Source organism: Gordonia liuliyuniae (genome assembly GCF_021739025.1).
Classification (GTDB): domain Bacteria; phylum Actinomycetota; class Actinomycetes; order Mycobacteriales; family Mycobacteriaceae; genus Gordonia; species Gordonia liuliyuniae.
Map to the genome: position 1 here is coordinate 106,009 of NZ_JAKKOT010000008.1, position 21,855 is coordinate 127,863.

Below are 21,855 nucleotides of genomic sequence, written 5' to 3' on the forward strand. Positions count from 1 at the left end.
GGGGCGCGCGATGACGTCGGACAAACTGCGGATACGGTGGGACGATGACGGAGACCTCCAAGCACGAGTGGGACATTCCCGCGACCGATGACTCACCGCACGAAGGTGGTTTCCGTGCAGACCTCCAGATCACGACCGATCGCGGCGGTCCCCGCTATGGAGAGATGATCGAACAGGTCCGTAGTTTCATGGGCAAGGTCCGGTACGCGTCCCCGACTCCGGAACTGGCCGACGAGGTCATCGAGGATCTCCACAAACTCAACGCCAAGCTCGACACGATGCTCGTCGACGAATGGACCACTCCGTCGGGTACACGCATCGACCTGCCGTCGCGCGGCAACATCACCCTGCCGCCGTACGAGGTCAAAGACGGCGGCCCGGACGGTGTCGACGCCGAAGTGACCTTCGAAGACTTCCACCTCGGAGGCAACGGCGTCGCCCACGGGGGACACGTGGCCGTCGCGTTCGACGATCTCGGCGGCATGGCGGCCGCGCTCCGGACCGGCGGCGTCGCGCGGACCGCATACCTCACGGTGAACTACCGGTCGCTGACCCCGTTGAACACTCCACTGGTCCTGAAGACCTGGGTGGACCGCCACGACGGTCGCAAACTCTTCGTGAAAGGCACCCTGCACGACGGCGACCGGCTGTGCGCGGACCTCGATTCGCTCTTCATCGAACTCAAGCCCGGCCAACCCTGACCCGCCGATAACCGCGTTGCGACGCTAATGCCGAGTGTCGCGACTAGCCCTCGACATCCAGGTCTCTGATGGGGGCCGCGGGTGATCCCACCGCCACGACGTGGTCGGGCAGGTCGCGCACGACGACGCTGCCCGCGCCGACGACTGTGTTGCGGCCGATCGTCACACCCGCACTGTCGAGGTACCACTCGCCCGACAGCATGGCGTCGACGTCAGTCATCGCGTCAGTCGAGCAGCTCGTGCGCTTCGACGACGAATCCGGCGGCGCGGAGACGGTCGGCGAGTACGTCGCCCATCGCCGCAGCCGGAGTCAGGACGCCGCTGCGGTCGGGAAGTGAATCGCGGTCCAGAGCGAGCGCGAGCGCACTCTCGCCGAGCATGACCGCGGTGGCCTTGTAGCCGGGGTCGCCGTGTGCGCGCATCTGGGACCGGTAGCGACGTCCGGTCGTGGTGCGGGTGAACGTCTGGGTGACGAAATGCCCGGCTTCGCGCGACTTCTCGGCGGGGCCGTCGCCCGGCTTCGGGAGGAGGTAGTCGAGGATCTTGCGAGTGGGGCGAAAGCTCATCGCACCCAGGAACGCGCCGGTGCCGATCGAGACCGCTCCCGCCAACAACGCGGACATGCCCGGGACGCCGCCAACCGCCATCGTCTCCTGGTAGCGGAACGCGTCTCCGTAGGCGCCGTCGAGCAGCGCGTTGGAGCGTCGCACGATCCGCGTGTTGTACGACGCCATGAAGAACGGAGCGAGTGTTCCCCTCAGCGACGGGTCGACCTTTCGGGCGTCGACGGGGGAGATGTCGCTCGGCTCGGAGTTCATGCCGGCTCGCGGAGTGTCGCCCGGACCGCCCGACAGTGCCTGCGGATTCAACAGGAGGCGGCGAGTCTGCGCGTCCTTCGCCTGATCGGCGATCACCCGGATCGAGTCGACAGTGCCGCCGGACGCGCCACCGCGCATCGACGCGAGCACCATCGTCGTGTCGGTCATCTCGCCCGCGCCGTCCTCCGCGATCTTCCGGTGCAGGAGGTAGGCGCCGAGATCGGAGGGGACCGAGTCGAACCCGCACGAGTGCACGATACGTGCGCCGGAGCCACGAGCGGTCTCGTCGGCCTTGTCGATCGAATAGCGCACGAACGGGACCTCACCGGTGAGGTCCACGTAGTCCGTGCCCGCGGTCGCCGCAGCGACCACCAGGTTCTCGCCGTACCGCAGGTACGGGCCGACCGTCGTGCACACCACGCGGGTGCGTGCGCACATCGCGTCGAGCGACGCAGGCGAATCCGAGTCGGCGACGATCAACGGCCAGTCCGACGCGTTGTCCCCGAGCCTGCGGCGGACCGCCGCGAGTTTGGTCTCCGACCGCCCGGCCAGAGCGATCTTCGTGTCCGCCGGTGCGTACTGGGCCAGGTGTCTCGCGGTCAGTTCGCCGACGAAACCGGTTGCTCCGTAAACGACCACGTCGAATTCGCGACTCATGGAGTCGAGCGTAGCCGGGACGAGCGTGGCTGTGGAGAGGTGAGACGACGGTGTGTCAGATCGCCGTTCAGCCGGGCACCCGCGCGGACCCCAGGACGAACGCGCCGAACGGCTTCGGAGCCTGGTCGGCGTAGAACGCGTCCACCGAGACGACACCGAAGCCCGCGGCCGTGATCTCGGCGGTGACATCACGAGTCAGGTGGCACCCGCCGCCGAGCTTCAGCTGGAACGGCTCGAGCCTGCGCTGCCACTTCCGCACGGCCGCGTCTGGTGCGATCCCGTGCTCGAGGAAACCGAACACCCCGCCGGGTCGGACGACGCGGCGCATCTCGGCGAGGGCCGCACCGAGGTCGGGAATGGTGCAGAGCGTGAACGTCGACAACGCCGAATCGAACGAATCGTCGTCGAACGGCAGACGCGTGCCGTCGAGTCCGGTCCGCTCGATCGGCACGGTGGACGCCGCGACTCTGGCCTCGCCGAGCCGCCAGCCGGTATCGCTCGGCTCGACTGCAGCGACCGCCGTCACCGCAGCCGGGTACGACCCGACGTTGAAGCCCGACCCGAATCCGACCTCCACGACCCGCCCGGACAGCGGTGCGCAGACGCGGTCACGCAGCGTGTGCAGCGCGGGCATTCCGCAGGTGCGCGCGATGATCCTCGGCAGGACTCGGTCAGAGTAGAAGCTCATGAACGCACGCTATAGCGTGCCGCATAGTGTGTCAGCCATGAATCCGTCCACACTGCAGGCCCGCGTGATCGTCGACGAGATGATCCGCTGCGGCGTCCGAGACGCCGTCCTGTGTCCCGGCTCGCGCAACGCACCGCTCGCGTTCGCCCTGCATGCTGCGCACCAGCAAGGACGACTCCGTCTGCACGTCCGAATCGACGAGCGTTCCGCAGGTTTCCTGGCGCTCGGCCTCGCGGTCGCATCGACGACGCCGGTCCCCGTCGTGATGACCAGCGGAACCGCCGTCGCCAACATGAGCCCGGCAGTCTTCGAAGCCAACTATGCGCGCGTCCCGTTGGTCGTGGTCAGCGCGAACCGCCCGTACGAACTCCTCGGCTCGGGTGCCAACCAGACCATCGAACAGTTCGGGATCTTCGGCACCCAGGTGCGGGCCGCCATCAGTCTCGGGCTCGCCGAACAGGACCTCGACACCAATTCGCAATGGCGGTCGGCGGTGGGCCGCGTCCTCGCGTCTGCGCGCGGTGCTCGCACCGGCAACGCCGGACCGGTCCAGTTCGACATCCCGCTCCGCGAACCCCTCGTCCCCGACATGGGGGACGACCCGGATGCCGATCTTGTCGGCGGCAGGTTCGCCGGCCGCCCGGACGGTGAACCCTGGACCGACGCGCCCGTCGGACGGCTCGACATCGCGCTCGAGATCGATCTATCCCGCGACACCGTCGTCGTGTCCGGACACGGTGCGGGCGTTCACCCCGAACTCGCCGACCTCCCGACCGTCGCCGAGCCGACCGCGCCCGCACCGCAGAACCCGCTGCACCCGCTGGCCCTGCGCGAATTGAAACCACAACAGGCGATCATCTGCGGTCGGCCGACCCTCCACCGGTCGGTGTCCCGACTGCTCGCCGATCCGGCCGTCGACGTGTTCGCTCTCACGACCGGTCCGCGCTGGCCCGACGTTTCGGGCAACGTCCGCGCCACCGGCACCCGCGCCGAGCCGACCGCCGCGTCGCGTCCCGGGTGGATCGACGAGGCGGCGGCCGTCCACGCCCGCGTCGTCGCGGCGGTCGACGCCGAACTGGCGGCCGCCGACACCACGACCGGACTCCACGTGGCACAGACGGTGGCATCGGCCATGCAGTCCGGTGACCGGCTCGTCGTCGGAGCGTCCAACCCGGTCCGCGACATCGCCCTCGCGGGCCGTCTGGCCGACGGCGTCGCGGTCATGTCGAACCGGGGCGTCGCAGGCATCGACGGCACCAACGCCACCGCGATCGGCGCTGCGCTCGCCGCGGGCCCCGGCCAACGAACCGTTGCGCTCATGGGCGACCTCACCTTCGTTCACGACGCCACCGGCCTGCTCATCGGGCCGGCCGAACCCCGCCCGACCGACTTGCGGATCGTCGTCGCGAACGACGACGGCGGCGGCATCTTCAGCCTCCTCGAGCAGGGCGATCCGCGGTTCGACACCGGCGACTACACGGGCGTCTACGAGCGGGTGTTCGGCACCCCGCACCGCACCGACCTCGCCGCACTGTGCGCCGGATTCCACATCGGGCACCGCCGCACCGACCTCGCGGGCCTGCCCGGAGTCCTCGCCGAACCGGAGCCCGAAGGCGGCATCGAAGTCGTCGAGGTCTCCACCAGCCGCGGCGGCCTCCGCTCCCTCCACGACCGGATCGCCGCACGACTCGACCCGACTGGCCGGTAACCTCGTATCCCATGACGACCACCGTGCAACGACGTGTGCAGCTCGCGCTCGCCGCGCTCGGCGTCATCGTGACGTTGATCGGTGTGGTCATCATCGCGGGCGCGCACCGCAACGACGCCAAGATCGACGCGAACAAGGCCACCGCAGTCGCCGAGGTCATCTCCGCTGACCGACTCCACGCCGCCGTCAACTTCGTCACCCCCGACGGGGTGCTCCGCAACCCGAAACTGGGCCTTCTCTACCCGACGCAGCTGTCCACGGGACAACGAATCCTCGTCGACTACGACGCGTCGGATCCCGACACCCTCGCCCGCCCGGCGGGCCGCGGAGCGTCGCTGTCGATCAAACCCGCGCTCTCGGTCATCGGAGCCGGATGGATCGTCGTGATCGTCCTCATGGTGGCCGTGGCCGAAGTAGGACGTCGAACGCGCCGCAGCTAGTCTCGTCACATGAGTGGAGACCGCGCAGGCCTGGACAAGAAGCCGTCCGAAGTCGCCGAGATGTTCGACGGCGTCGCCAAACGCTACGACATCACCAACACGGTCCTCTCGTTCGGCCAGGACCGGCTCTGGCGGCGTAACACGCGCAAGGCGCTCCGCCTCCGCCCCCGCGACGTCGTCCTCGACCTCGCCGCGGGCACTGCGGTCTCCACCGAAGAGCTCCGAATGTCCGGGGCCACCTGTGTCGCCGCCGACTTCTCCCTCGGGATGCTTCGGGCGAATGCTCGCCGCGACATGCCCAAAGTCGCCGCCGACGCACTCCATCTTCCGTTCGCCGACGAGTCGTTCGACGCCGCGACGATCTCGTTCGGGCTCCGCAACGTCAACGACGTCGACCTCGCGTTGCGCGAACTGCGGCGTGTTCTCAAACCCGGTGGGCGCCTCGCGGTGTGCGAGTTCTCCACGCCGACGTGGCGGCCGTTCCGCACCGTCTACATGGAGTACCTGATGAAGGCGCTCCCCGCCGTCGCGACGAAGGTGTCGTCCAATCCAGCCGCCTACGTGTACCTCGCCGAGTCGATCCGGGAATGGCCCGACCAGGAACGGTTGGCGGCCAAGCTGAACGCCGCAGGCTTCGCGGACGTGGGGTGGACCAACCAGACCGGTGGAATTGCGGCCATCCACCACGCGCGCCGCCCCTGATGCACTCGAGGCACGAGCGTGCTCGATTCACGTGAACGGGGGCCGGGACTCGACTCTCGACGCGGTTCGTCCGGCGGTTCGCCATGCACGGGCGATCACGTCGGTGTCCTCGGGCGTCAGCAGGTTGCCCATCACGCGGACCACCGTCGACATCAGCGTCGCCGATCGGATGCCGGGCCTACCCAGCACGGGCACGGTCTGAGGGAGCGTCAACAGTCCTGCCGCGCGACGAGCCGCGGCGAACACCGCCCCGTACTCGCGGCGTAGGTGCGCCGGCCACGCGGCGGAGAAATCGCTCGCGGTGTCGAGCATCGCGACCGCGGCTTCCGCGGTCTCCAACGCGTAGTCGATGCCCTCGCCGTTCAACGGGTTGACGCAGGCGGCGGCGTCGCCGATCAACATCCAGTTCGCGCCCGCGACGCCCGAGACCGCGCCGCCCATCGGCAGCAGCGCTGACGTGATGCGTTCGGGCGGCGCCGTCAGCGCCCATTCGTCGCCGACCATGCGGGCGTAGTGCTCCAACACCGGGCGTAGCGCCAGGGACGCGGGGCGCTTCGCCGTAGCCAACGCGCCGACGCCGACGTTCACGAGTCCGTCGCCCAGCGGGAACACCCAGCCGTACCCCGGCAGCAGTTCGTCGTCGGGGCCCCGCAACTCCAGATGCGATCCCATCCACTCGGCGTCCGACCGCTCCGAGAACGCATACGAGCGCGCCGCGACGCCGTACGCCGTCTCCCGATGCCACTGCCGCCCCAGGGATTTGCCGAGGCCGGACCGGACGCCGTCCGCGACGATCACGTTCTGCACCGATATCTGCGATCGTGCACCGCCACACGCGAGCGTCACCGACTCGATCCGGCCTCCCGTCACCTGGACGCCGATCGCCTTGGTGCCCTGCACCATGCGGGCCCCGTGATCGACGGCGAAGCGGCGGATGGCGTCGTCGAGTTCCATCCGGGACACCGCGGTTCCGACCTCGCCGAACGGCGACGACGGCCACGCCACCTGCTGGCGTGCACCCCACCCGTTCAGTTCGAGTCCGCGGATGCGGGGACGGTCGGCCAGGAACTCGCCCATCCCGAGCGCGTTCATCGCCGAATGGGCGCGTGGTGTCAGGCCGTCGCCGCACGTCTTATCGCGCGGGAACACGGCCGCGTCGAGCAGGACGACGTCCATGCCTCGGCGAGCGGCGTGCGCGGCGGCGGCGGCGCCTGCCGGGCCGGCGCCGACCACCAGCAAGTCGGTGCTGTCCGGCATCGCGGGAGACGGATTGTCGTCGGCGGTCGGTACGGTCGTCACCCGACCAGTATGTCGTCCGCCGTCAGCGGCTAGGCTGCTGGTGTGCAGCGCCGCCCGAACCCGCGGTGGCAGGAACGGAACGAAGTGGGGCTCGAACACCAGTGAAGTCAACATTCGCCGGATTGGACCTCGGCACAGGCGAGTTCGCCGGACAGGTCCGGACCTCGCTCGCCGACGTCGAAGAACTGCTCCTCACCGAACTGTCGTCGGGCGACGAGATCCTCACCGAGGCCGCGACGCACCTTGCGAAGGCAGGCGGCAAACGATTCCGTCCCATGTTCGCGATCCTGGCGTCACACTTCGGCCCGGAACCGGAGAACCGCGACGTCATCACGTCGGCGACCGTCCTGGAGATGACGCACCTCGCGACGCTCTACCACGACGACGTCATGGACGAGGCTCCGATCCGTCGCGGAGCTCAGTCCGCGAACGCGCGCTGGTCCAACTCGGTGGCGATCCTGGCAGGCGACTTCCTGTTCGCCCGTGCGTCGCATCTGGTGTCGACGCTCGGTCCCGACGCCGTCCGCATCATCGCCGACACGTTCGCCGAGCTGGTCACCGGCCAGATGCGCGAGACGGTCGGTGCGCGAGGAGCCGACCCCGTCGACCACTATCTGCGTGTGGTCTGGGAGAAGACCGGCTCGTTGATCGCCGCCGCGGGACGGTTCGGCGCGATGACGGCGGGCGCCGACGAGGCCAGCATCAAGACCCTGACCCGCCTCGGCGACATCATCGGAACGGCGTTCCAGGTGTCCGACGACATCATCGACATCGCTTCGGTGACCGGCGACTCCGGCAAGACCCCGGGCACTGATCTGCGCGAGGGCGTCCACACACTGCCCGTCATCTACGCCCTCGCAGGCGACGGACCCGACGCGGTTCGACTGACCGAGCTGCTCGTCGACCAGGCGACGGGAACACCGCGTGCGGTCACCGACGACGCCGAGGTCGACGAAGCGCTCCATCTGCTCGTCGCGTCGGACGGCATGGTCGCGGCGCGCGCGAAACTGCAGGAGATGTCCGAGGAGTCCGCGGCACTCCTCGCGACTCTCCCGGCCGGTGACGCCAACGACGCGTTCACCTCGCTCGTCCGCTACACGGTCGACCGCATCGGCTGAGACGCGACTATCACTTCCGTCTGGAACTGATTGTCTGCGCCTCGCGTTGAGTAGATAGACACCCTCGAACGCAAACAGGAGGCACGGTGCATTTCAACGGGCTCAAGACGGCTGCGTTGATGGGCGCCATGTCGGCGATCATCGTCGGCATCGGGGCAGCATTCGGCAACAAGACGATCCTGATCGTCGCTGTGCTGCTCGCGGTCGGCACCAACGCGTACGCCTATTTCAACAGTGCCAAGCTGTCGCTCAAAGCGATGCACGCGCAACCGGTGACAGAGGTCCAGGCGCCCGCCCTGTACCGGATCGTTCGAGAACTAGCGACGCAGGCGCATCAACCGATGCCCGCCCTGTACATCAGTCCGACGGAGTCGCCGAACGCCTTCGCGACCGGGCGGAACCCGAAGAACGCCGCCGTGTGCTGCACGTCCGGGATCATGGAGTTACTCACCGAACGTGAGCTGCGCGCCGTGCTCGGCCACGAGCTCTCGCACGTCTATAACCGCGACATCCTCATCAGCTCCATCGCGGGCGCGATGGCGGCGGTCATCACAGGGCTCGCGAACATGGCGATGTGGATGGGCATGTTCGGCGGGAACCGCGACAACGGTCCGGGCCCGTTCGCGATGATCCTCGTCTCGCTCCTCGGCCCCGTCGCCGCGGCGGTCATCCAGATGTCGGTCTCGCGCTCGCGTGAATTCCAGGCCGACCAGTCCGGTGCCGAGCTCACCGGCGACCCACTTGCACTCGCATCCGCCTTGAACAAGATCTCGGGCGGAATCGCGTCGGCCCCGCTGCCGCCGACACCGGATCTGACGACCCAGTCGCATCTGATGATCGAGAGCCCGTTCCGGGCCGGTGAGAAGCTGTCCCGCTTCTTCTCCACCCACCCGCCGACCGAGGAACGCGTCGCCAGACTGCAGGACATGGCCCGCAAGATGGGGCAGTAAACGCTTCACGGGTGCGGGCTCAGCAGTTCGTGACGCAGAGCGCAACGAGCTAGGTGGGGCGAAATGTCGTGAGGAGCCCTCCGCAGCGACGAGCCGCTAGGCGAGGAGCGAGGACTGCCGACGAACGATATTTCGCCCCACCTACCGGCGTCGAAACATCTACCGGTAGTTCACGAACTGCAGAGCAATCCCGAAATCTTCACCCTTGAGCAACGCGATCACCGACTGCAGATCGTCGCGCTTCTTGGACGAGACGCGCAGCTCGTCGCCCTGAATCTGCGCTTTGACGCCCTTGGGTCCTTCGTCGCGAATCTTCTTGGAGATCTTCTTGGCGTGCTCGGAATCGATGCCTTCGACGATCTCGCCGGAGATCTTGAACGTCTTGCCAGAAGCTGCGGGTTCGCCCGCTTCGAACGCTTTGAGGGAGATGTCGCGGCGGATCAGCTTCTCTTTGAATACTTCGAGGGCGGCGAGGGCGCGCTCCTCGGCGTCGGAGGTGATCACGATCTTCTCTTCGCCCGACCAGTCGATGCCGGTGTTGGTGCCGCGGAAGTCGTACCGCTGCGACAGTTCTTTGCCCGCCTGGTTGAGTGCGTTGTCGACCTCCTGGCGGTCGACCTTGCTCACGATGTCGAATGAGGAATCAGCCATGCACCGAAGAGTACACGGTGTCTGAGCAGCAGATTTGCATGGACGTGGGAGGTTCGTTGTATTCTAGTCGCCGTTGCCCTCACCGGGGTGTTCCTCGCATGCGTGGACGCCGAGGAGTGGGCGGCGAATGGCAGATTGCCCGAGCGGCCAAAGGGAGCGGATTGTAAATCCGTCGCGCAAGCTACATAGGTTCGAATCCTATATCTGCCACAAACGAGTCAACTCGTACAGATCTACGACGACCAGCGGTTTTGGTTTCTCGGTGTCCGTATGTGTAACCTCGTTGAGGCTCTTGAGTACACGGTGACGGTGACGTCGCCGGGTGTCAAGTACGCCCCCTTAGCTCAGTCGGTAGAGCGTTTCCATGGTAAGGAAAAGGTCGACGGTTCGATTCCGTCAGGGGGCTCGCTGGTTTCGCGGCCGTACGGCTTCGGGACCGACAGGGCGGTGTAGCTCAGCTGGTTAGAGCGCACGACTCATAATCGTGAGGTCGGGGGATCGAGTCCCCCCACCGCTACACATCGATCACCGGTGCACGCCCCGGCCCGAGGCAGGGCCGCGATACGGCCCGACAACTGCAAGACGCGAAAGTAGGCAAACAAAGTGGCTTCCTCAACCGATGTCCGGCCGAAGATCACCTTGGCATGCGAGGTGTGCAAGCACCGTAACTACATCACCAAGAAGAATCGGCGTAACAACCCTGACCGCCTCGAGCTGAAGAAGTTCTGCCCGAACTGCGGAACTCACCAGGCGCACAAAGAGTCGCGCTGACCTGAGCCGCGCTTCGCGCGTGCAGGAGACTTAACACTTTCGAAAGCGGGCCACCTCACGCGAGGTGGCCCGCTTTCGTCGTGTCCGGACGTGATGCCGACCGCGATGTGTAACGATCGTGTGCCACCCGTGTGTAACGATCAGGTGTCGGTTCATGTGGACACCGCGTGCGACGGAACGAACAAGAGAAGAGGGAAGTTCAGTCGGCACAGCCCTGCCGGCTGGCGTGGACAGCGGCCCACGACGGGTGCCGTGTGAGGAGTGTGTGGGCGATGACAGATCAGATCGATGACCCAGAGATCCTGGCGCGGATCGCAAAACTGAAGTCCGGGGAGAAGATGACGCCGGAGGAGATCGCCGAACACACCAGGGCGATGGTCGGCTACAACTACACGGTCGACGACTTCTATGAGGTGGGACGAGAAGAGGTCCGTAAACATGCGCGGGCCGTCCAATCCGATCACCCGGCCCACTGGGATGAGAACGTCGCCGCCCGTCTCGGCCACGACACACTGATTGCGGCGCCGACGTACATCTCGGTTCTCGGGATCATCGCGCAGCGTCGCCTCTTCGAGGACGTCGTCACCGGATACGACGTGTGGCAGGTGATGCAGAGCGACCAGCGGTTGATCTTCCACCAGCCGGTCAAGGTGGGCGACCGACTGGTCTGCGACGTCTCCCTCGAATCGTTCCGGCAGTCGATGGGCACCGACATGATGGTGACGAAGAACATCGTCTGGAACCAGCATCACGAGCCGGTGTTGACGACATTCACCTCGCTTGTCGCTCGGCCGTCGGTCGACGTCGACCCGGACGTCCTGGACAAGCTCGAGCACGTGATGATGACGATCGACCGTGAGCCGCAGAGTGCGCAGACGGTCTTCGGGCCGTTCGAGCGCTACAACGATCCTGATCCGTCCGTCGAACCGAAGCCGTATGGGGCGATCGACTTCGATTCGCTCGAGGTCGGCCAGTCGTTGCCTGCGGTCACGAAGAAGCTGACGCTGGGCAATCTGGTGAACTTCGCGGGCGTTGCTGGCGACCCGAACCCGATCCACTTCTCGCCCGAGGTCGCGACGTCGGCGGGCCTGGACGGCATGGTGGCACACGGCATGCAGACGATGGGCATCGGCGCGAGCGTGATCAGCGACTTCGTCGGGGATCCGGCGGCCGTCTACGAATACAACGTGCGATTCACCAGTCCCGTCTACGTCCCCGCCGTCGGCTATGCGGAGATCGATTTCACCGGGAAGGTCAAATCGCTCGACCCGGTGACCCGGCGCGGTGTGATCGCACTCGTCGCCAAACAAGGCGATCGCAAGATTTTCGGCCGCGCGCAGGCCCATGTGCAATTCGCGTGACTGCGATCGAAGACGAGCGCGCAGCGCGTGCCCGTCTTCACCTGGTGTTACCGGGCGAAGTTGGGTCCGACCGCCGACGTGCTCTACACTAGTTGAGTCTGATGCTCTTTAGACTTGCGCGCTGCCCAAAGGGTGGCGCGTTGGTGTTGTTAAGCGCTGGACGGTACCGGATGCGCATCCGGTACAAAGGGGCGTAGCTCAACTGGCAGAGCAGCGGTCTCCAAAACCGCAGGTTGCAGGTTCAAGTCCTGTCGCCCCTGCCCTCGGGCAGAATGCATACGAAGGGATCGGTGAGAAGGTGGCCAAGCGGGATCGCAAGGCCGGCGACGTCGACGACTCGATCGAGGTCGACGACATCCGGGCCGATGAACTGCGTCCGAGCGGCAAACGCTCAACGCGTGGTCGTCGGGCCGACAGCGGCACCGCAGTCGCGACCAAGTCGCGCGCCGCGGAAGCCGCGCCATCGACCAGCCGAAACCCGTTAGTCCGCATCTGGGTGTTCCTCAAGCAGGTCGTCAGCGAGATGCGCAAGGTCGTGTGGCCGACGCGCAACGACATGGTCAACTACACGATCGCAGTGCTCGCGTTTCTCGTGGTCCTCACCGCGATCATCGCGGGCTTGGACATCGGTTTCGCGAAGCTGATGTTGCAGGTGTTCGGCTGACGGTCGGACCACACGCTGCGGGGTGGACCTCCCGGAGAACTAGCGGGCCTTTTCGGCCCGGTCTGAGAATGAAGGAGTTGGGCGCAGTGAGCACCCCGGAGAACGAAATCGAATCGCCGGAGGCCGGCGATGCGATGCCCGACGATGCTGTGCAGACGGAGACCACGGTCGACGCTGCAGGTGCCGAGCCCGTCGCCGATGCCGCACCGGAGGCTGCTGACACGACAGCCGACGCAGGTGAGGCCCCAGAAGCCGAAGCGGCAGAGCCTGAAGTCGCCGAGCCTGAGCCCGCTGATCCTGAGGTCGAAGTCGACCCGGTCGCCGAATTCAAGGCGCAGCTGCGCCGCCAGCCGGGTGACTGGTACGTCATCCACTCGTACGCCGGGTACGAGAACAAGGTGAAGACCAACCTCGAGACCCGCGTCCAGAACCTCGACGTCGGCGACTACATCTTCCAGGTCGAAGTGCCGACCGAAGAGGTCACCGAGATCAAGAACGGCCAGCAGAAGAAGGTCAACCGCAAGGTGCTGCCGGGCTACATCCTGGTGCGCATGGAACTGAACGACGACTCGTGGAGCGCCGTCCGCAACACCCCGGGCGTCACCGGGTTCGTCGGCATGACTTCCCGTCCGTCGCCGCTGTCCCTGAAGGAAGTCCTTCAGTTCCTGATGCCGCGCGCCGAAGTGCGCAAGGCTCAGGCCGCGAAGGCGGCAGCGGATGCGGGCGAGAGCGTCGAGGAAGCCGCGGCAGCCGCGTCGAACCTCGTCGAGGTCGACTTCGAGGTCGGCGAGTCGGTGACTGTCATGGACGGACCGTTCGCGACTCTCCCGGCCTCGATCAGCGAGGTGAACACAGAACAGCGCAAGGTGAAGGTCCTGGTGTCGATCTTCGGCCGCGAAACGCCGGTCGAACTCGGTTTCAACCAGGTCGAGAAGATCTGACGGCCTTCCACCGAATGCGATGAAGAGACTTCCGCGTATCCAGCGTGCGCGGATCTGTAGGAAAAAGGACTAGAGGATATGCCTCCCAAGAAGAAGAAGATCTCCGGGATCATCAAGCTCCAGATCCAGGCGGGCCAGGCCAACCCGGCTCCGCCCGTGGGTCCGGCGCTCGGCCAGCACGGCGTCAACATCATGGAGTTCTGCAAGGCGTACAACGCCGCGACCGAGAACCAGCGTGGAAACGTGATCCCGGTCGAGATCTTCGTGTACGAAGACCGCTCGTTCGACTTCAAGCTGAAGACCCCGCCGGCAGCCAAGCTGCTCCTGAAGGCCGCAGGCCTCCAGAAGGGTTCGGGTGTTCCGCACACGAACAAGGTCGGCAAGGTCTCGATGGACCAGGTCCGCGAGATCGCCAAGACCAAGGCCGAAGACCTGAACGCCAACGACGTCGACGCCGCAGCGAAGATCATCGCGGGCACCGCGCGTTCGATGGGCATCACCGTCGAAGGCTGATCCCGCCGACACCTCTGCCGTCAGGGCAGAGAACCAGTGACATCCGTGGGAGGGCCGTGCTCGGCCCATTAACCACTAACTCCCGTACTACACGGGGAGAAGGAACAGAGCATGAGCAAGAAGAGCAAGGCCTACCAGGCCGCCGCCGAGAAGATCGATCGCGACAACCTGTACAGCCCGCTGGAGGCTGTGGAGCTCGCGAAAGACACGTCGTCGAAGAACACCGACTCGACTGTCGAGGTCGCCGTCCGCCTGGGCGTCGACCCGCGCAAGGCCGACCAGATGGTTCGCGGCACCGTCAACCTGCCGAACGGCACCGGTAAGACCGCCCGCGTCATCGTGTTCGCCGCAGGCGACAAGGCGAACGAAGCGACCGCCGCAGGCGCAGACGAGGTCGGCGCCGAGGACCTGATCGAGAAGATCCAGGGCGGTTGGCTCGACTTCGACGCCGCGATCGCGACCCCGGATCAGATGGCCAAGGTCGGCCGCATCGCGCGTGTCCTCGGCCCCCGCGGCCTGATGCCGAACCCGAAGACCGGCACCGTCACCAACGACGTGACCAAAGCTGTCAACGACATCAAGGGCGGCAAGATCAGCTTCCGCGTCGACAAGGCTGCGAACCTGCACTTCGTGATCGGCAAGGCGTCGTTCGACGCGAAGAAGCTCGCCGAGAACTACGGAGCCGCGTTCGACGAGATCCTGCGTGCGAAGCCGTCGGCTGCCAAGGGGCGCTACGTCAAGAAGGTCACGGTCTCGACCAACACCGGCCCGGGCATCCAGGTCGATCCGTCGGTGACCCGCAACTTCGCGGGCGAAGATCAGGCCTGAGAAGAACTGCGCACGAACGCATAGAACGAGATAGCGCGAGGGGCCCGGCACACGCTGCCGGGCCCTTCGTGCGTTCACCGGTACCGGTGAACGCGTGAGGAGGGGCGATGGACGTCGTGGTGCTCGGCAGCGGAGCCGCTGACGGCTGGCCGAACCCGTTCTGCTCCTGCACGTCGTGCCTCGACGCGGCCGCACGACGGGAGATCCGGGGACAGACGGCAGCACTCGTCGATGACACCCTTCTGCTCGACTGCGGCCCGGAGACGCCGAGCGCGGCGACGCGGGCGGGTCGGTCGCTGGCGCGTGTACGAGTGCTGTTGGTCACACACGCGCACCCGGACCATCTCGGGCCGCAGGCTCTGCTGTGGCGGTCCTGGGTCTCCGGGCTCGAGGAACTGTGCGTGGTCGGACCGGCCGCCGCGCTAGAGGACTGCCGCGGTTGGGTGGGACCCGACGATCCCGTACGTTTCGTCGCCGTCGGTGCGGGCGATCGGCTCCGACTCGACGACTACGACATTCGCGTCCTCCCGGCCCGGCACCGTGTGTTCGTCGACGGTGACGCCGTGCTCTACGACGTGACCGGCCCCGACGGGACACGGCTGCTCTGGGCCACGGACACCGGGACGTGGCCGCGATCGTGGTTCGACGCGGTGGCCGACGCCCGGTACGACACGGTGTTCCTCGAAGAGACCTTCGGCGACCACGTCGTCGACTCGGTGGGGCACCTGGGGTTCGACGGCTTCTCCGAGATGGTCGGGTCCATGGGGCGGGTCGGGGCGGTCACCGACCGGACCGACGTCGTCGCGGTGCACTTGAGCCACCACAATCCGCCGTTCGACGAGCTCGAACGGCGGCTGGAGGCGGTGGGGGCGAGGCCCGGGCGCGACGGTGAGTGTGTGCGGGCAGGCGGGTCGCTCCCAACCGGTCGGCGCGTGTTCGTCACCGGGGGAGCCCGGTCGGGCAAGTCACGGTACGCCGAGAACCTGTTCGCGGACGTGACCGATCTCGTCTACGTCGCTGCAGGCGGCCCGGCCGGCGATGACCCCGAGTGGACGCGTCGCGTCCAACTCCATCAGCGGCGACGGCCCCCGTCGTGGACGACACTCGAGACGACGCAGGTCACCGACGTCCTGTGCACGACGACGACTCCGGTGCTCGTCGACTGCTTGAGCACCTGGCTCAGCGCCCGACTCGACCACCACGGGGTCTGGGACAGCGGTGACGTGAGTGGTGTGCGCGACGATGTGGACCAACTCGTGACGGCTTGGGAGCAGTGCACGGTATCGGTGGTCGCGGTCAGCAACGAGGTCGGTAGCGGCGTCGTGCCCGCGACAGCGTCCGGACGATTGTTCCGCGATGAACTGGGACGTCTCAATGCGGCGATCGCGAACATCTCCGAGACCGTGGTGCTGATGATCGCTGGACGTCCACTTGTCCTTTGACGTCCACTTGCGCCTCCGCGCGCGACGTCACCGGCGACGAGCCTGTGGATAACGGGATCGACGGTCGGTGGCGTCGACCGATAACCTGTGGCGCATGCGCGACGACAGACTTCTGACCCGTATCGCGGGACTGCTCCGGCAGGCCGAGGGCACCGACAACGAGCACGAGGCGGAAGCGTTTATGGCGGCCGCGCAACGTCTGGCGACGGCGTCGTCCATCGATCTCGCGCTGGCTCGCGCGCACGATCGGTCGACGCGCGCGGCGACGACGCCGATCACCCGTCAGGTGAGCATCGGGGAGAAGGGTAAACGCGGACTCAAGACGTATGTGCAATTGTTCGTGCAGATCGCGCGCGCGAACGATCTGACGGTCGATGTGGCGTCGAACTCGACGTTCGTCATCGCCTACGGGTTCGAAGTGGACATCGACACGACCGAGGCGCTGTACACGTCCTTGGTGATCCAGATGGTCGCAGCCAGCGACGCCTATCTGAAGTCAGGTGCATACAAGCGGGAGACCGCGCGCCAGGTGGTCACCGTCGGCGACGGATACTTTCGGCGCCGGGCGGTCGCCGAGAAGCCGCTGTCGCCGATCACCGCCCGCCTGAACTTCCAGTCGGCGTTCGCCGAACGCATCGGGGCGCGGCTGGTCCGGGCGCGCGATGAGCAGCGCGCCGAAGCGGTCGCGGCCGAGACGACGGCCGCCGGCTCCACCGAGGTCGCCCTGCGTGACAAGGAGGTGGAGATCCGCGACTTCTACCGGGACTCCTCGTCGGCGCGGGGGACGTGGCGTCCGTCGTCGGCGCGGTCCGGGTATTCGGTTGCGGCCCGGCAGGCCGGAGATCAGGCGGGCCGACGCGCCCGCATCGGAGCGGATCACACGTTGCCCGGGGCCCGCGGCGCGATCGACCGGTGACGCGCGACGCCGACCGGTCGGTGGTCTATGCGGCCGAACAACTCGTCCGTGCGATGGTCGAGCGGGCCGGTACGTCGCGGACGGTGCAGATCGCGGGTGCGGAACTGACTCTGCCACCGGAGGCCAGATTCTCGTCGGTCGACGCAGTCCGGCGGTACGTCGACGATGTGCTCGCGTTGCCGAGCGTGTGCGAGAGCTTTCCGCAGGCGCAGCGGCCGGTCACGGTGCGGCGACGGCGGGGGAGCACCGCGGCCCACTACGAACGCGACGGCGGTGTGATCGCCGTGCCCGAGTCGGTAGACGGCTCCTGGGCGATGCGGGAGCTGGTGGTCCTGCACGAGATAGCGCATCACCTCGACCCGGTGGGGGCGCCTGCGCACGGCCGTGGCTTCGTGGACACCCTCATCGAACTCGTCGGACTCGTCCTCGGACCGGAGACCGCGCTCGTCTACCGCGTGGTGTTCGGCGATAGCGGACTGCTGTGACCGCTCAGCGAGCCGCGGCCAGTCGCACCACCGGCACCGGGTCGGCCCCGAGGTCGCCGTCGGCCTGGAACGTCAGATAGCTGGGCTTAGTCGGGTCCAGGACCAGCCGTTGCCTGCGACCACGCGCTTTGATCAGGTCGGGGACGATGGTCAGATACCGGGGGAGGCTCGCCGCGTAGACGTCGACGCGCAGCCGATGGCCGGTTGCGAGGACCACGTCCGTCGGGACGAGGTCGACGTCGATCCGCACCGGCTCGTCGGCCGGTACCGGGAGCCGGCGAATGCGGGACAGATAGTGGACGGCGTCGAGTAGGACGCCGTCGTCGGTGTACGTGCACCGTGACGGATCGAGTGCGCGATTGGACGCCGTCAACGCCCCGTTCGTCAACACGCGCGACGAGCCGTCGGGTGCGACGTCGTTGACGGTGACCGCCCAGATGCCCTCGTGCGCGGTCGTCGAGACGTTCAACCGCAGATTCATCTGGCCGGACACCTGCGTGGGGGCAGCGACCGGTTCGCTGGTGAACGACAGTCCGCCTGCCTCCTGGAAACGCGCGTCGGTCGAGAACTTTTCGCCGAGCACGATGGCGGCGCCCGCGGTGACCTGGGCGATGTCGCGGGAGACGAATCCACGCAGGTCCGGGGTGATGGGGAGGGTGCGTCGTCGGGACGCAGGGGAGGGCCGGAGACTGCCGTCGTGCCGTGCATGGTCTGCGGTCCCAGACGGCTCCTCGGTCAGGAAGAGTCGGCGCGGTGTGACGCCGGTGCGGGGGAAGGCGTCACCGCACGACCAGCTGCCGCCCTGCTGGTGCATGGTCACCGGGCCGTAACCGTCGACGTCGTTGTCGATGCCTTTGAGCCACTTGTCGAACCAGGCGCGTTCCAGGACGTCCAGGCGCGGCGGGCGTCCGGGCGCGCCGTGATCGCACCCGGGGTCGAGGTGATAGCCGTCTGCCACGAGCATCTGCTTGCGGCCGGGGGCCATCTGGAGCTTGGCGTACACGCGGGTGGCGCTGCGGCCGAACAGATCGTGCCAGCCGCCCACAGTGAACGTGGGGCACTCGATCTGCTCGACTTTCGGGTTGCGCTCATCGAAGTACGGGTCGTCGAAGATCCGGTCGTCGCGTGCGGTCAGGAAACCCCAGATCAGCGACGGCATCTCCGAGGCAGGCGACTTCAACCGGTCGCGCAGCCAGAGGTACGCGTCGCCGCGCAGCACGTCGGCGACGCCGGTCGCCGGGTTCGGCAGCCATTTCAGTCCGTTGACGAGGGCCAACCACAGCGGGATGAACGCCGACGGCATCCCGCCGGTCAGGTAGACGTCGCGGACGATGTCCTCGCCGCCCTCGACGGCGAAGACCGCTTTGAGCGCGGGCGGACGGAGCCCGGCGGCCTGCAGCGAGTTGATCGCCGAATACGACCACCCGGTCATGCCGACGTTTCCGTCGCACCACGGCTGACGGCTGAGCCAGTCGATGACCTCCACCGAATCCTGCTGTTCGCGCGGCGACAGGATCTCCCATCGGCCGTGTGACGAGCCCGTGCCGCGAACGTCGACGATCACCTGGGTGTAGCCGGAACGGACTAGGTTGCGGTTGATGCCGAACACGTCCCACAAGCCGGTACCGAAGGTGCGGCCGATCCGGGAGAGCCCGTCTCCGAGCGGCAGCGACGCGCTCGCGGTCCGGACTACGCGGCCGATCGCGGGCGCGTGCAGCGTGTGGTCGATGGAGTCGATGACCGCCCGGTTGTACGGGTTGATGTTCAAGACGGCCGGGAACGGGGTCCGGACCGGCTGGCCGAGGAGATTGGCCGGGCGGACGACGGTCGCCCGCAGCCGTGTCCCGTCCGACATCGTCAGGGTGACGCTGCGATCGATGTGCACTCGCGGGTACGGCTGCCTGCCGTCGACGGCCTCGCGCCAGGCTCGGGCGGTCTCGCCGCCGTCGGCGTTCGGCTGCAGTCGGGCAGATCCCCGGTCTGCCCCCGCGAACCCGTCGTAGTCCAAGTCGAGTGTCATCGCGTCACTCACCCCTCCCGCCGCCCGAAGCCGGCCATGTGGCACACGTCACCAAAAGTGTTGCTGTCCCAATTAAAAACGACGGCGTTCCAGATGCCTAACCCGGGGTGGAAACGATGTCCTCTGGTGATCCGATCGTGACCGCGACTGCGGCTTCAAGGAGCATCGTCGCGGCGATCTGTACGGACATGTCGCGTTCCGGCGTCTTCGACGATGCGACCGCCCCGCCGTGCCTGCGGCCTGCGGGGCCGACCGCCGTCGGGACCACGGCGGGCACTCGCCAATCGTGGCCGAACACGGGAAGGTGTTCGTGCTCGGCCCGGTTGGCCCATGCCGCGTCAGCGCTGGCGGTGACGATCCGCGCGGCCCGCTCCCGAATCGAGACTGACTCGGGGCCGTCGTCGGTCAGGTCGGTGGCGACGAATGCCAGATAGCGCGCGAGGATGCCGCCGAACAGGCCGCCGTCCCCGCCGCCCGCGGCGTGGATGACGCCGTCGGTGGTGAATCGGTCGGCCACGGCGGTCAACAGGGCGTCGATACGGTGCAGTCGCGCGCGGTCGCCGGTGTGGCGGTATGTCTGCGTCTGCGCGGCGAGCGCCACGCCCTGACAGTAGGTGTACAGCGAGTCGTCGAGTTCGCGCGTGCCGTCCGCGTGACACCAGAGCCCGTCCGCGATCAGCCCGGATGGCAGCCGGAGATGCTCGTCCATCCAGTCGGCCATCGCGATCGACCGTTCGATGCGATCGGTTCGGGACAGCAGGACCGCGGCGGGCCCGTTCGCAGGTGCGTTGAAGAATGTGTCGGTGGTGCGCCACGGGATGCCGCCGCCCGCGTCCGGCGCCCAGGCGTCGTACACCCGGTCGCGCAGGACGCGCAACGCCCGCGGGCGGCAGCTCGCGGCGCCGGGCCCCAGGTGGCGCTCCACCCGCTCGATCGCGAGACCGAGCCACGCCATGTCGTCGTAGTACGAATTGGTCCATCTGCCTGCGTTGCGGAAGCGGATCCCGCGCAACAGTGCTGTCGCATCGCGCTCGCACCGGGCGTCGTCGCGGTGGATCGCGCCGTCGACGAGGACGTCCACCAGGTGTGCCTGCCACCAGTAGTTCCACGAGGCCGTGAGACGCTCCTTCGACAGCGGCCGCCCGGCAGGCGGCCATGCGACCCGGCCGATCCGGGTGCCCGGAACCCATCCGCCGAGCCTGCGGAGGTGGCGAGCGCGCAGCGCCTGCTGAGCTGCGGCGGCCCGACGCTGCGCCGATTCGACTTCTGCGGCCATGGACGTTAGCCTATTAGCCGGTACATCGAGTTCGCTCGATGCATCGAGTTCAACCAGAGACCGTTGGTCGTCGGGAACGAAGTTTCCGATCGAAGGTCCGGCGAGAGTCGGCGACCCACGCAGGATGAACGTGGAGTACTCCTCACGCTATGCGCTGAGTTCTTGTTCGCCCCGTGCCTCCTGCGCCGGGGCGTTTTTCTTTTGGCCGGCCTCCGATCGCGAATCGCCGCTCTCACGGCACGACGGCCTGGGTCCGATTCGGTCCCTTAACCCGGACCGACGTGAAGTGACACGAGAGGAGGCGAAGTATGGCTAACGCCGAAAAGGTTTCTGCAGTCGCAGAGATCGCCGAGCAGTTCAAGGGCTCCGACGCGGCAGTCGTCACGGAATACCGTGGTCTGACCGTCACCCAGCTGGGGACCCTGCGTCGCTCGCTCGGTGAAGGTGCAACCTACTCCGTCGCCAAGAACACCCTCGTCAAGCGTGCTGCCGAAGAGGCAGGCGTCGAGGGCCTCGACGAGCTGTTCACCGGTCCGACCGCGATCGCATTCATCCAGGGCGAGCTTCCCGAAGCCGCCAAGGCGATGAAGACGTTCGCCAAGGAGAACAAGAACCTTGTCATCAAGGGCGGGTACATGGACGGCCGAGCGCTGTCCGTGGCCGAGGTCGAACAGATCGCCGACCTTGAGTCCCGTGAGGTTCTGTTGGCGAAGCTCGCCGGTGCCATGAAGGGCAACTTGGCAAAGGCTGCAGGGCTGTTCAACCAGCCTGCGTCGCAGGTCGCGCGTCTTGCCGCGGCACTGCAGGAGAAGCAGGAGGCTTCGGGCGACGCCGCCTGAGTCACCGCTGCTCCAACCCGATCGGTTCGCCGATCACCACCCATGATCGAGCCTGCACCGCAGGCGC

The 21,855-nt window shown here is 67.1% G+C and carries 22 protein-coding genes, 4 tRNA genes and 1 pseudogene; 20 read left to right on the top strand and 7 right to left on the bottom strand.

Annotated elements, in window-relative coordinates:
• Positions 1 to 44 precede the first annotated feature (44 nt).
• Complete coding sequence (locus L5G28_RS17795; RefSeq protein WP_237002692.1) at positions 45 to 701, top strand: PaaI family thioesterase; 657 nt, start codon at positions 45 to 47, stop codon at positions 699 to 701.
• Positions 702 to 744: 43 nt separating this feature from the next.
• Here the strand turns inward: L5G28_RS17795 and L5G28_RS17800 are convergent.
• The 3 genes and pseudogenes from L5G28_RS17800 to L5G28_RS17810 form a co-directional block, all read right to left on the bottom strand.
• A pseudogene (locus L5G28_RS17800) lies at positions 745 to 873 on the bottom strand (sugar O-acetyltransferase); the annotation flags it as partial.
• Between the two features lie 52 nt (positions 874 to 925).
• Positions 926 to 2,176, bottom strand: coding sequence for a saccharopine dehydrogenase family protein (locus L5G28_RS17805; protein WP_237002693.1), 1,251 nt, complete (start codon positions 2,174 to 2,176; stop codon positions 926 to 928).
• 67 nt (positions 2,177 to 2,243) lie between these two features.
• A complete protein-coding gene (locus L5G28_RS17810) occupies positions 2,244 to 2,864 on the bottom strand; it encodes a class I SAM-dependent methyltransferase (protein WP_237002694.1) in 621 nt (206 codons plus the stop codon).
• A 37-nt stretch (positions 2,865 to 2,901) separates the two neighbouring features.
• On the opposite strand from L5G28_RS17810, the gene menD reads away from it, so the two are divergent.
• From menD to L5G28_RS17825, 3 genes are read left to right on the top strand one after another with little or no spacing between them, the layout of a single operon-like run.
• Positions 2,902 to 4,572, top strand: coding sequence for a 2-succinyl-5-enolpyruvyl-6-hydroxy-3-cyclohexene-1-carboxylic-acid synthase (gene menD / locus L5G28_RS17815; protein WP_237002695.1), 1,671 nt, complete (start codon positions 2,902 to 2,904; stop codon positions 4,570 to 4,572).
• Positions 4,573 to 4,583: 11 nt separating this feature from the next.
• Positions 4,584 to 5,012 (top strand): DUF3592 domain-containing protein, encoded by a 429-nt coding sequence (locus L5G28_RS17820; protein ID WP_237002696.1) that lies wholly within the window; start codon positions 4,584 to 4,586, stop codon positions 5,010 to 5,012.
• Between the two features lie 9 nt (positions 5,013 to 5,021).
• Entirely contained in the window at positions 5,022 to 5,714 is a 693-nt protein-coding gene (locus L5G28_RS17825) for a demethylmenaquinone methyltransferase (RefSeq protein WP_237002697.1), read from the top strand.
• 27 nt (positions 5,715 to 5,741) lie between these two features.
• Here the strand turns inward: L5G28_RS17825 and L5G28_RS17830 are convergent, their stop codons facing one another.
• Entirely contained in the window at positions 5,742 to 6,971 is a 1,230-nt protein-coding gene (locus L5G28_RS17830) for a geranylgeranyl reductase family protein (RefSeq protein WP_237002795.1), read from the bottom strand.
• Positions 6,972 to 7,114: 143 nt separating this feature from the next.
• Here L5G28_RS17830 and L5G28_RS17835 point away from each other — a divergent pair, with 143 nt between their 5' ends.
• Both L5G28_RS17835 and htpX read left to right on the top strand, forming a co-directional pair.
• Complete coding sequence (locus tag L5G28_RS17835; RefSeq protein ID WP_237002698.1) at positions 7,115 to 8,131, top strand: polyprenyl synthetase family protein; 1,017 nt, start codon at positions 7,115 to 7,117, stop codon at positions 8,129 to 8,131.
• Positions 8,132 to 8,217: 86 nt separating this feature from the next.
• Positions 8,218 to 9,081, top strand: coding sequence for a zinc metalloprotease HtpX (htpX, locus tag L5G28_RS17840; protein WP_237002699.1), 864 nt, complete (start codon positions 8,218 to 8,220; stop codon positions 9,079 to 9,081).
• Positions 9,082 to 9,240: 159 nt separating this feature from the next.
• On the opposite strand, the gene L5G28_RS17845 is transcribed toward htpX, so the two are convergent.
• On the bottom strand, positions 9,241 to 9,732 hold the full coding sequence (locus tag L5G28_RS17845) for a YajQ family cyclic di-GMP-binding protein (protein WP_237002700.1): 492 nt from the start codon (positions 9,730 to 9,732) through the stop codon (positions 9,241 to 9,243).
• 129 nt (positions 9,733 to 9,861) lie between these two features.
• Here L5G28_RS17845 and L5G28_RS17850 point away from each other — a divergent pair.
• The 13 genes from L5G28_RS17850 to L5G28_RS17910 all read left to right on the top strand — a co-directional run bounded on the left by L5G28_RS17850 (position 9,862) and on the right by L5G28_RS17910 (position 17,653).
• A tRNA-Tyr gene (locus L5G28_RS17850) sits at positions 9,862 to 9,942 on the top strand.
• 123 nt (positions 9,943 to 10,065) lie between these two features.
• Positions 10,066 to 10,138, top strand: a tRNA-Thr gene (locus tag L5G28_RS17855).
• 37 nt (positions 10,139 to 10,175) lie between these two features.
• Positions 10,176 to 10,249, top strand: a tRNA-Met gene (locus L5G28_RS17860).
• Positions 10,250 to 10,335: 86 nt separating this feature from the next.
• On the top strand, positions 10,336 to 10,503 hold the full coding sequence (gene rpmG, locus L5G28_RS17865) for a 50S ribosomal protein L33 (RefSeq protein ID WP_183369950.1): 168 nt from the start codon (positions 10,336 to 10,338) through the stop codon (positions 10,501 to 10,503).
• Between the two features lie 272 nt (positions 10,504 to 10,775).
• The gene (locus L5G28_RS17870) at positions 10,776 to 11,864 is read left to right on the top strand and encodes a fused (3R)-hydroxyacyl-ACP dehydratase subunits HadA/HadB (protein WP_237002701.1); all 1,089 of its coding nucleotides are present in this window, start codon (positions 10,776 to 10,778) and stop codon (positions 11,862 to 11,864) included.
• A 187-nt stretch (positions 11,865 to 12,051) separates the two neighbouring features.
• A tRNA-Trp gene (locus L5G28_RS17875) sits at positions 12,052 to 12,124 on the top strand.
• Between the two features lie 38 nt (positions 12,125 to 12,162).
• Positions 12,163 to 12,528, top strand: coding sequence for a preprotein translocase subunit SecE (gene secE, locus L5G28_RS17880; RefSeq protein ID WP_237002702.1), 366 nt, complete (start codon positions 12,163 to 12,165; stop codon positions 12,526 to 12,528).
• Between the two features lie 86 nt (positions 12,529 to 12,614).
• Positions 12,615 to 13,469, top strand: a complete 855-nt coding sequence (gene nusG / locus L5G28_RS17885; protein ID WP_237002703.1) for a transcription termination/antitermination protein NusG — start codon at positions 12,615 to 12,617, stop codon at positions 13,467 to 13,469.
• Positions 13,470 to 13,547: 78 nt separating this feature from the next.
• Entirely contained in the window at positions 13,548 to 13,982 is a 435-nt protein-coding gene (rplK, locus tag L5G28_RS17890) for a 50S ribosomal protein L11 (protein WP_237002704.1), read from the top strand.
• Positions 13,983 to 14,093: 111 nt separating this feature from the next.
• On the top strand, positions 14,094 to 14,810 hold the full coding sequence (gene rplA, locus L5G28_RS17895) for a 50S ribosomal protein L1 (protein ID WP_236998928.1): 717 nt from the start codon (positions 14,094 to 14,096) through the stop codon (positions 14,808 to 14,810).
• A gap of 107 nt (positions 14,811 to 14,917) precedes the next feature.
• Complete coding sequence (locus L5G28_RS17900) at positions 14,918 to 16,252, top strand: bifunctional adenosylcobinamide kinase/adenosylcobinamide-phosphate guanylyltransferase (RefSeq protein WP_237002705.1); 1,335 nt, start codon at positions 14,918 to 14,920, stop codon at positions 16,250 to 16,252.
• A gap of 94 nt (positions 16,253 to 16,346) precedes the next feature.
• Positions 16,347 to 17,168, top strand: coding sequence for a DUF2786 domain-containing protein (locus L5G28_RS17905; RefSeq protein WP_237002706.1), 822 nt, complete (start codon positions 16,347 to 16,349; stop codon positions 17,166 to 17,168).
• Between the two features lie 53 nt (positions 17,169 to 17,221).
• On the top strand, positions 17,222 to 17,653 hold the full coding sequence (locus L5G28_RS17910; RefSeq protein WP_237002796.1) for a TIGR04338 family metallohydrolase: 432 nt from the start codon (positions 17,222 to 17,224) through the stop codon (positions 17,651 to 17,653).
• Positions 17,654 to 17,657: 4 nt separating this feature from the next.
• Here the strand turns inward: L5G28_RS17910 and L5G28_RS17915 are convergent, their stop codons facing one another.
• The gene (locus tag L5G28_RS17915; protein ID WP_237002707.1) at positions 17,658 to 19,673 is read right to left on the bottom strand and encodes a CocE/NonD family hydrolase; all 2,016 of its coding nucleotides are present in this window, start codon (positions 19,671 to 19,673) and stop codon (positions 17,658 to 17,660) included.
• A gap of 97 nt (positions 19,674 to 19,770) precedes the next feature.
• A complete protein-coding gene (locus L5G28_RS17920; RefSeq protein ID WP_237002708.1) occupies positions 19,771 to 20,949 on the bottom strand; it encodes a glycoside hydrolase family 76 protein in 1,179 nt (392 codons plus the stop codon).
• A gap of 308 nt (positions 20,950 to 21,257) precedes the next feature.
• Between L5G28_RS17920 and rplJ the strand changes: the two genes are divergently transcribed.
• Positions 21,258 to 21,788, top strand: coding sequence for a 50S ribosomal protein L10 (gene rplJ, locus L5G28_RS17925; RefSeq protein WP_237002709.1), 531 nt, complete (start codon positions 21,258 to 21,260; stop codon positions 21,786 to 21,788).
• The last annotated feature ends 67 nt before the right edge of the window (positions 21,789 to 21,855 follow it).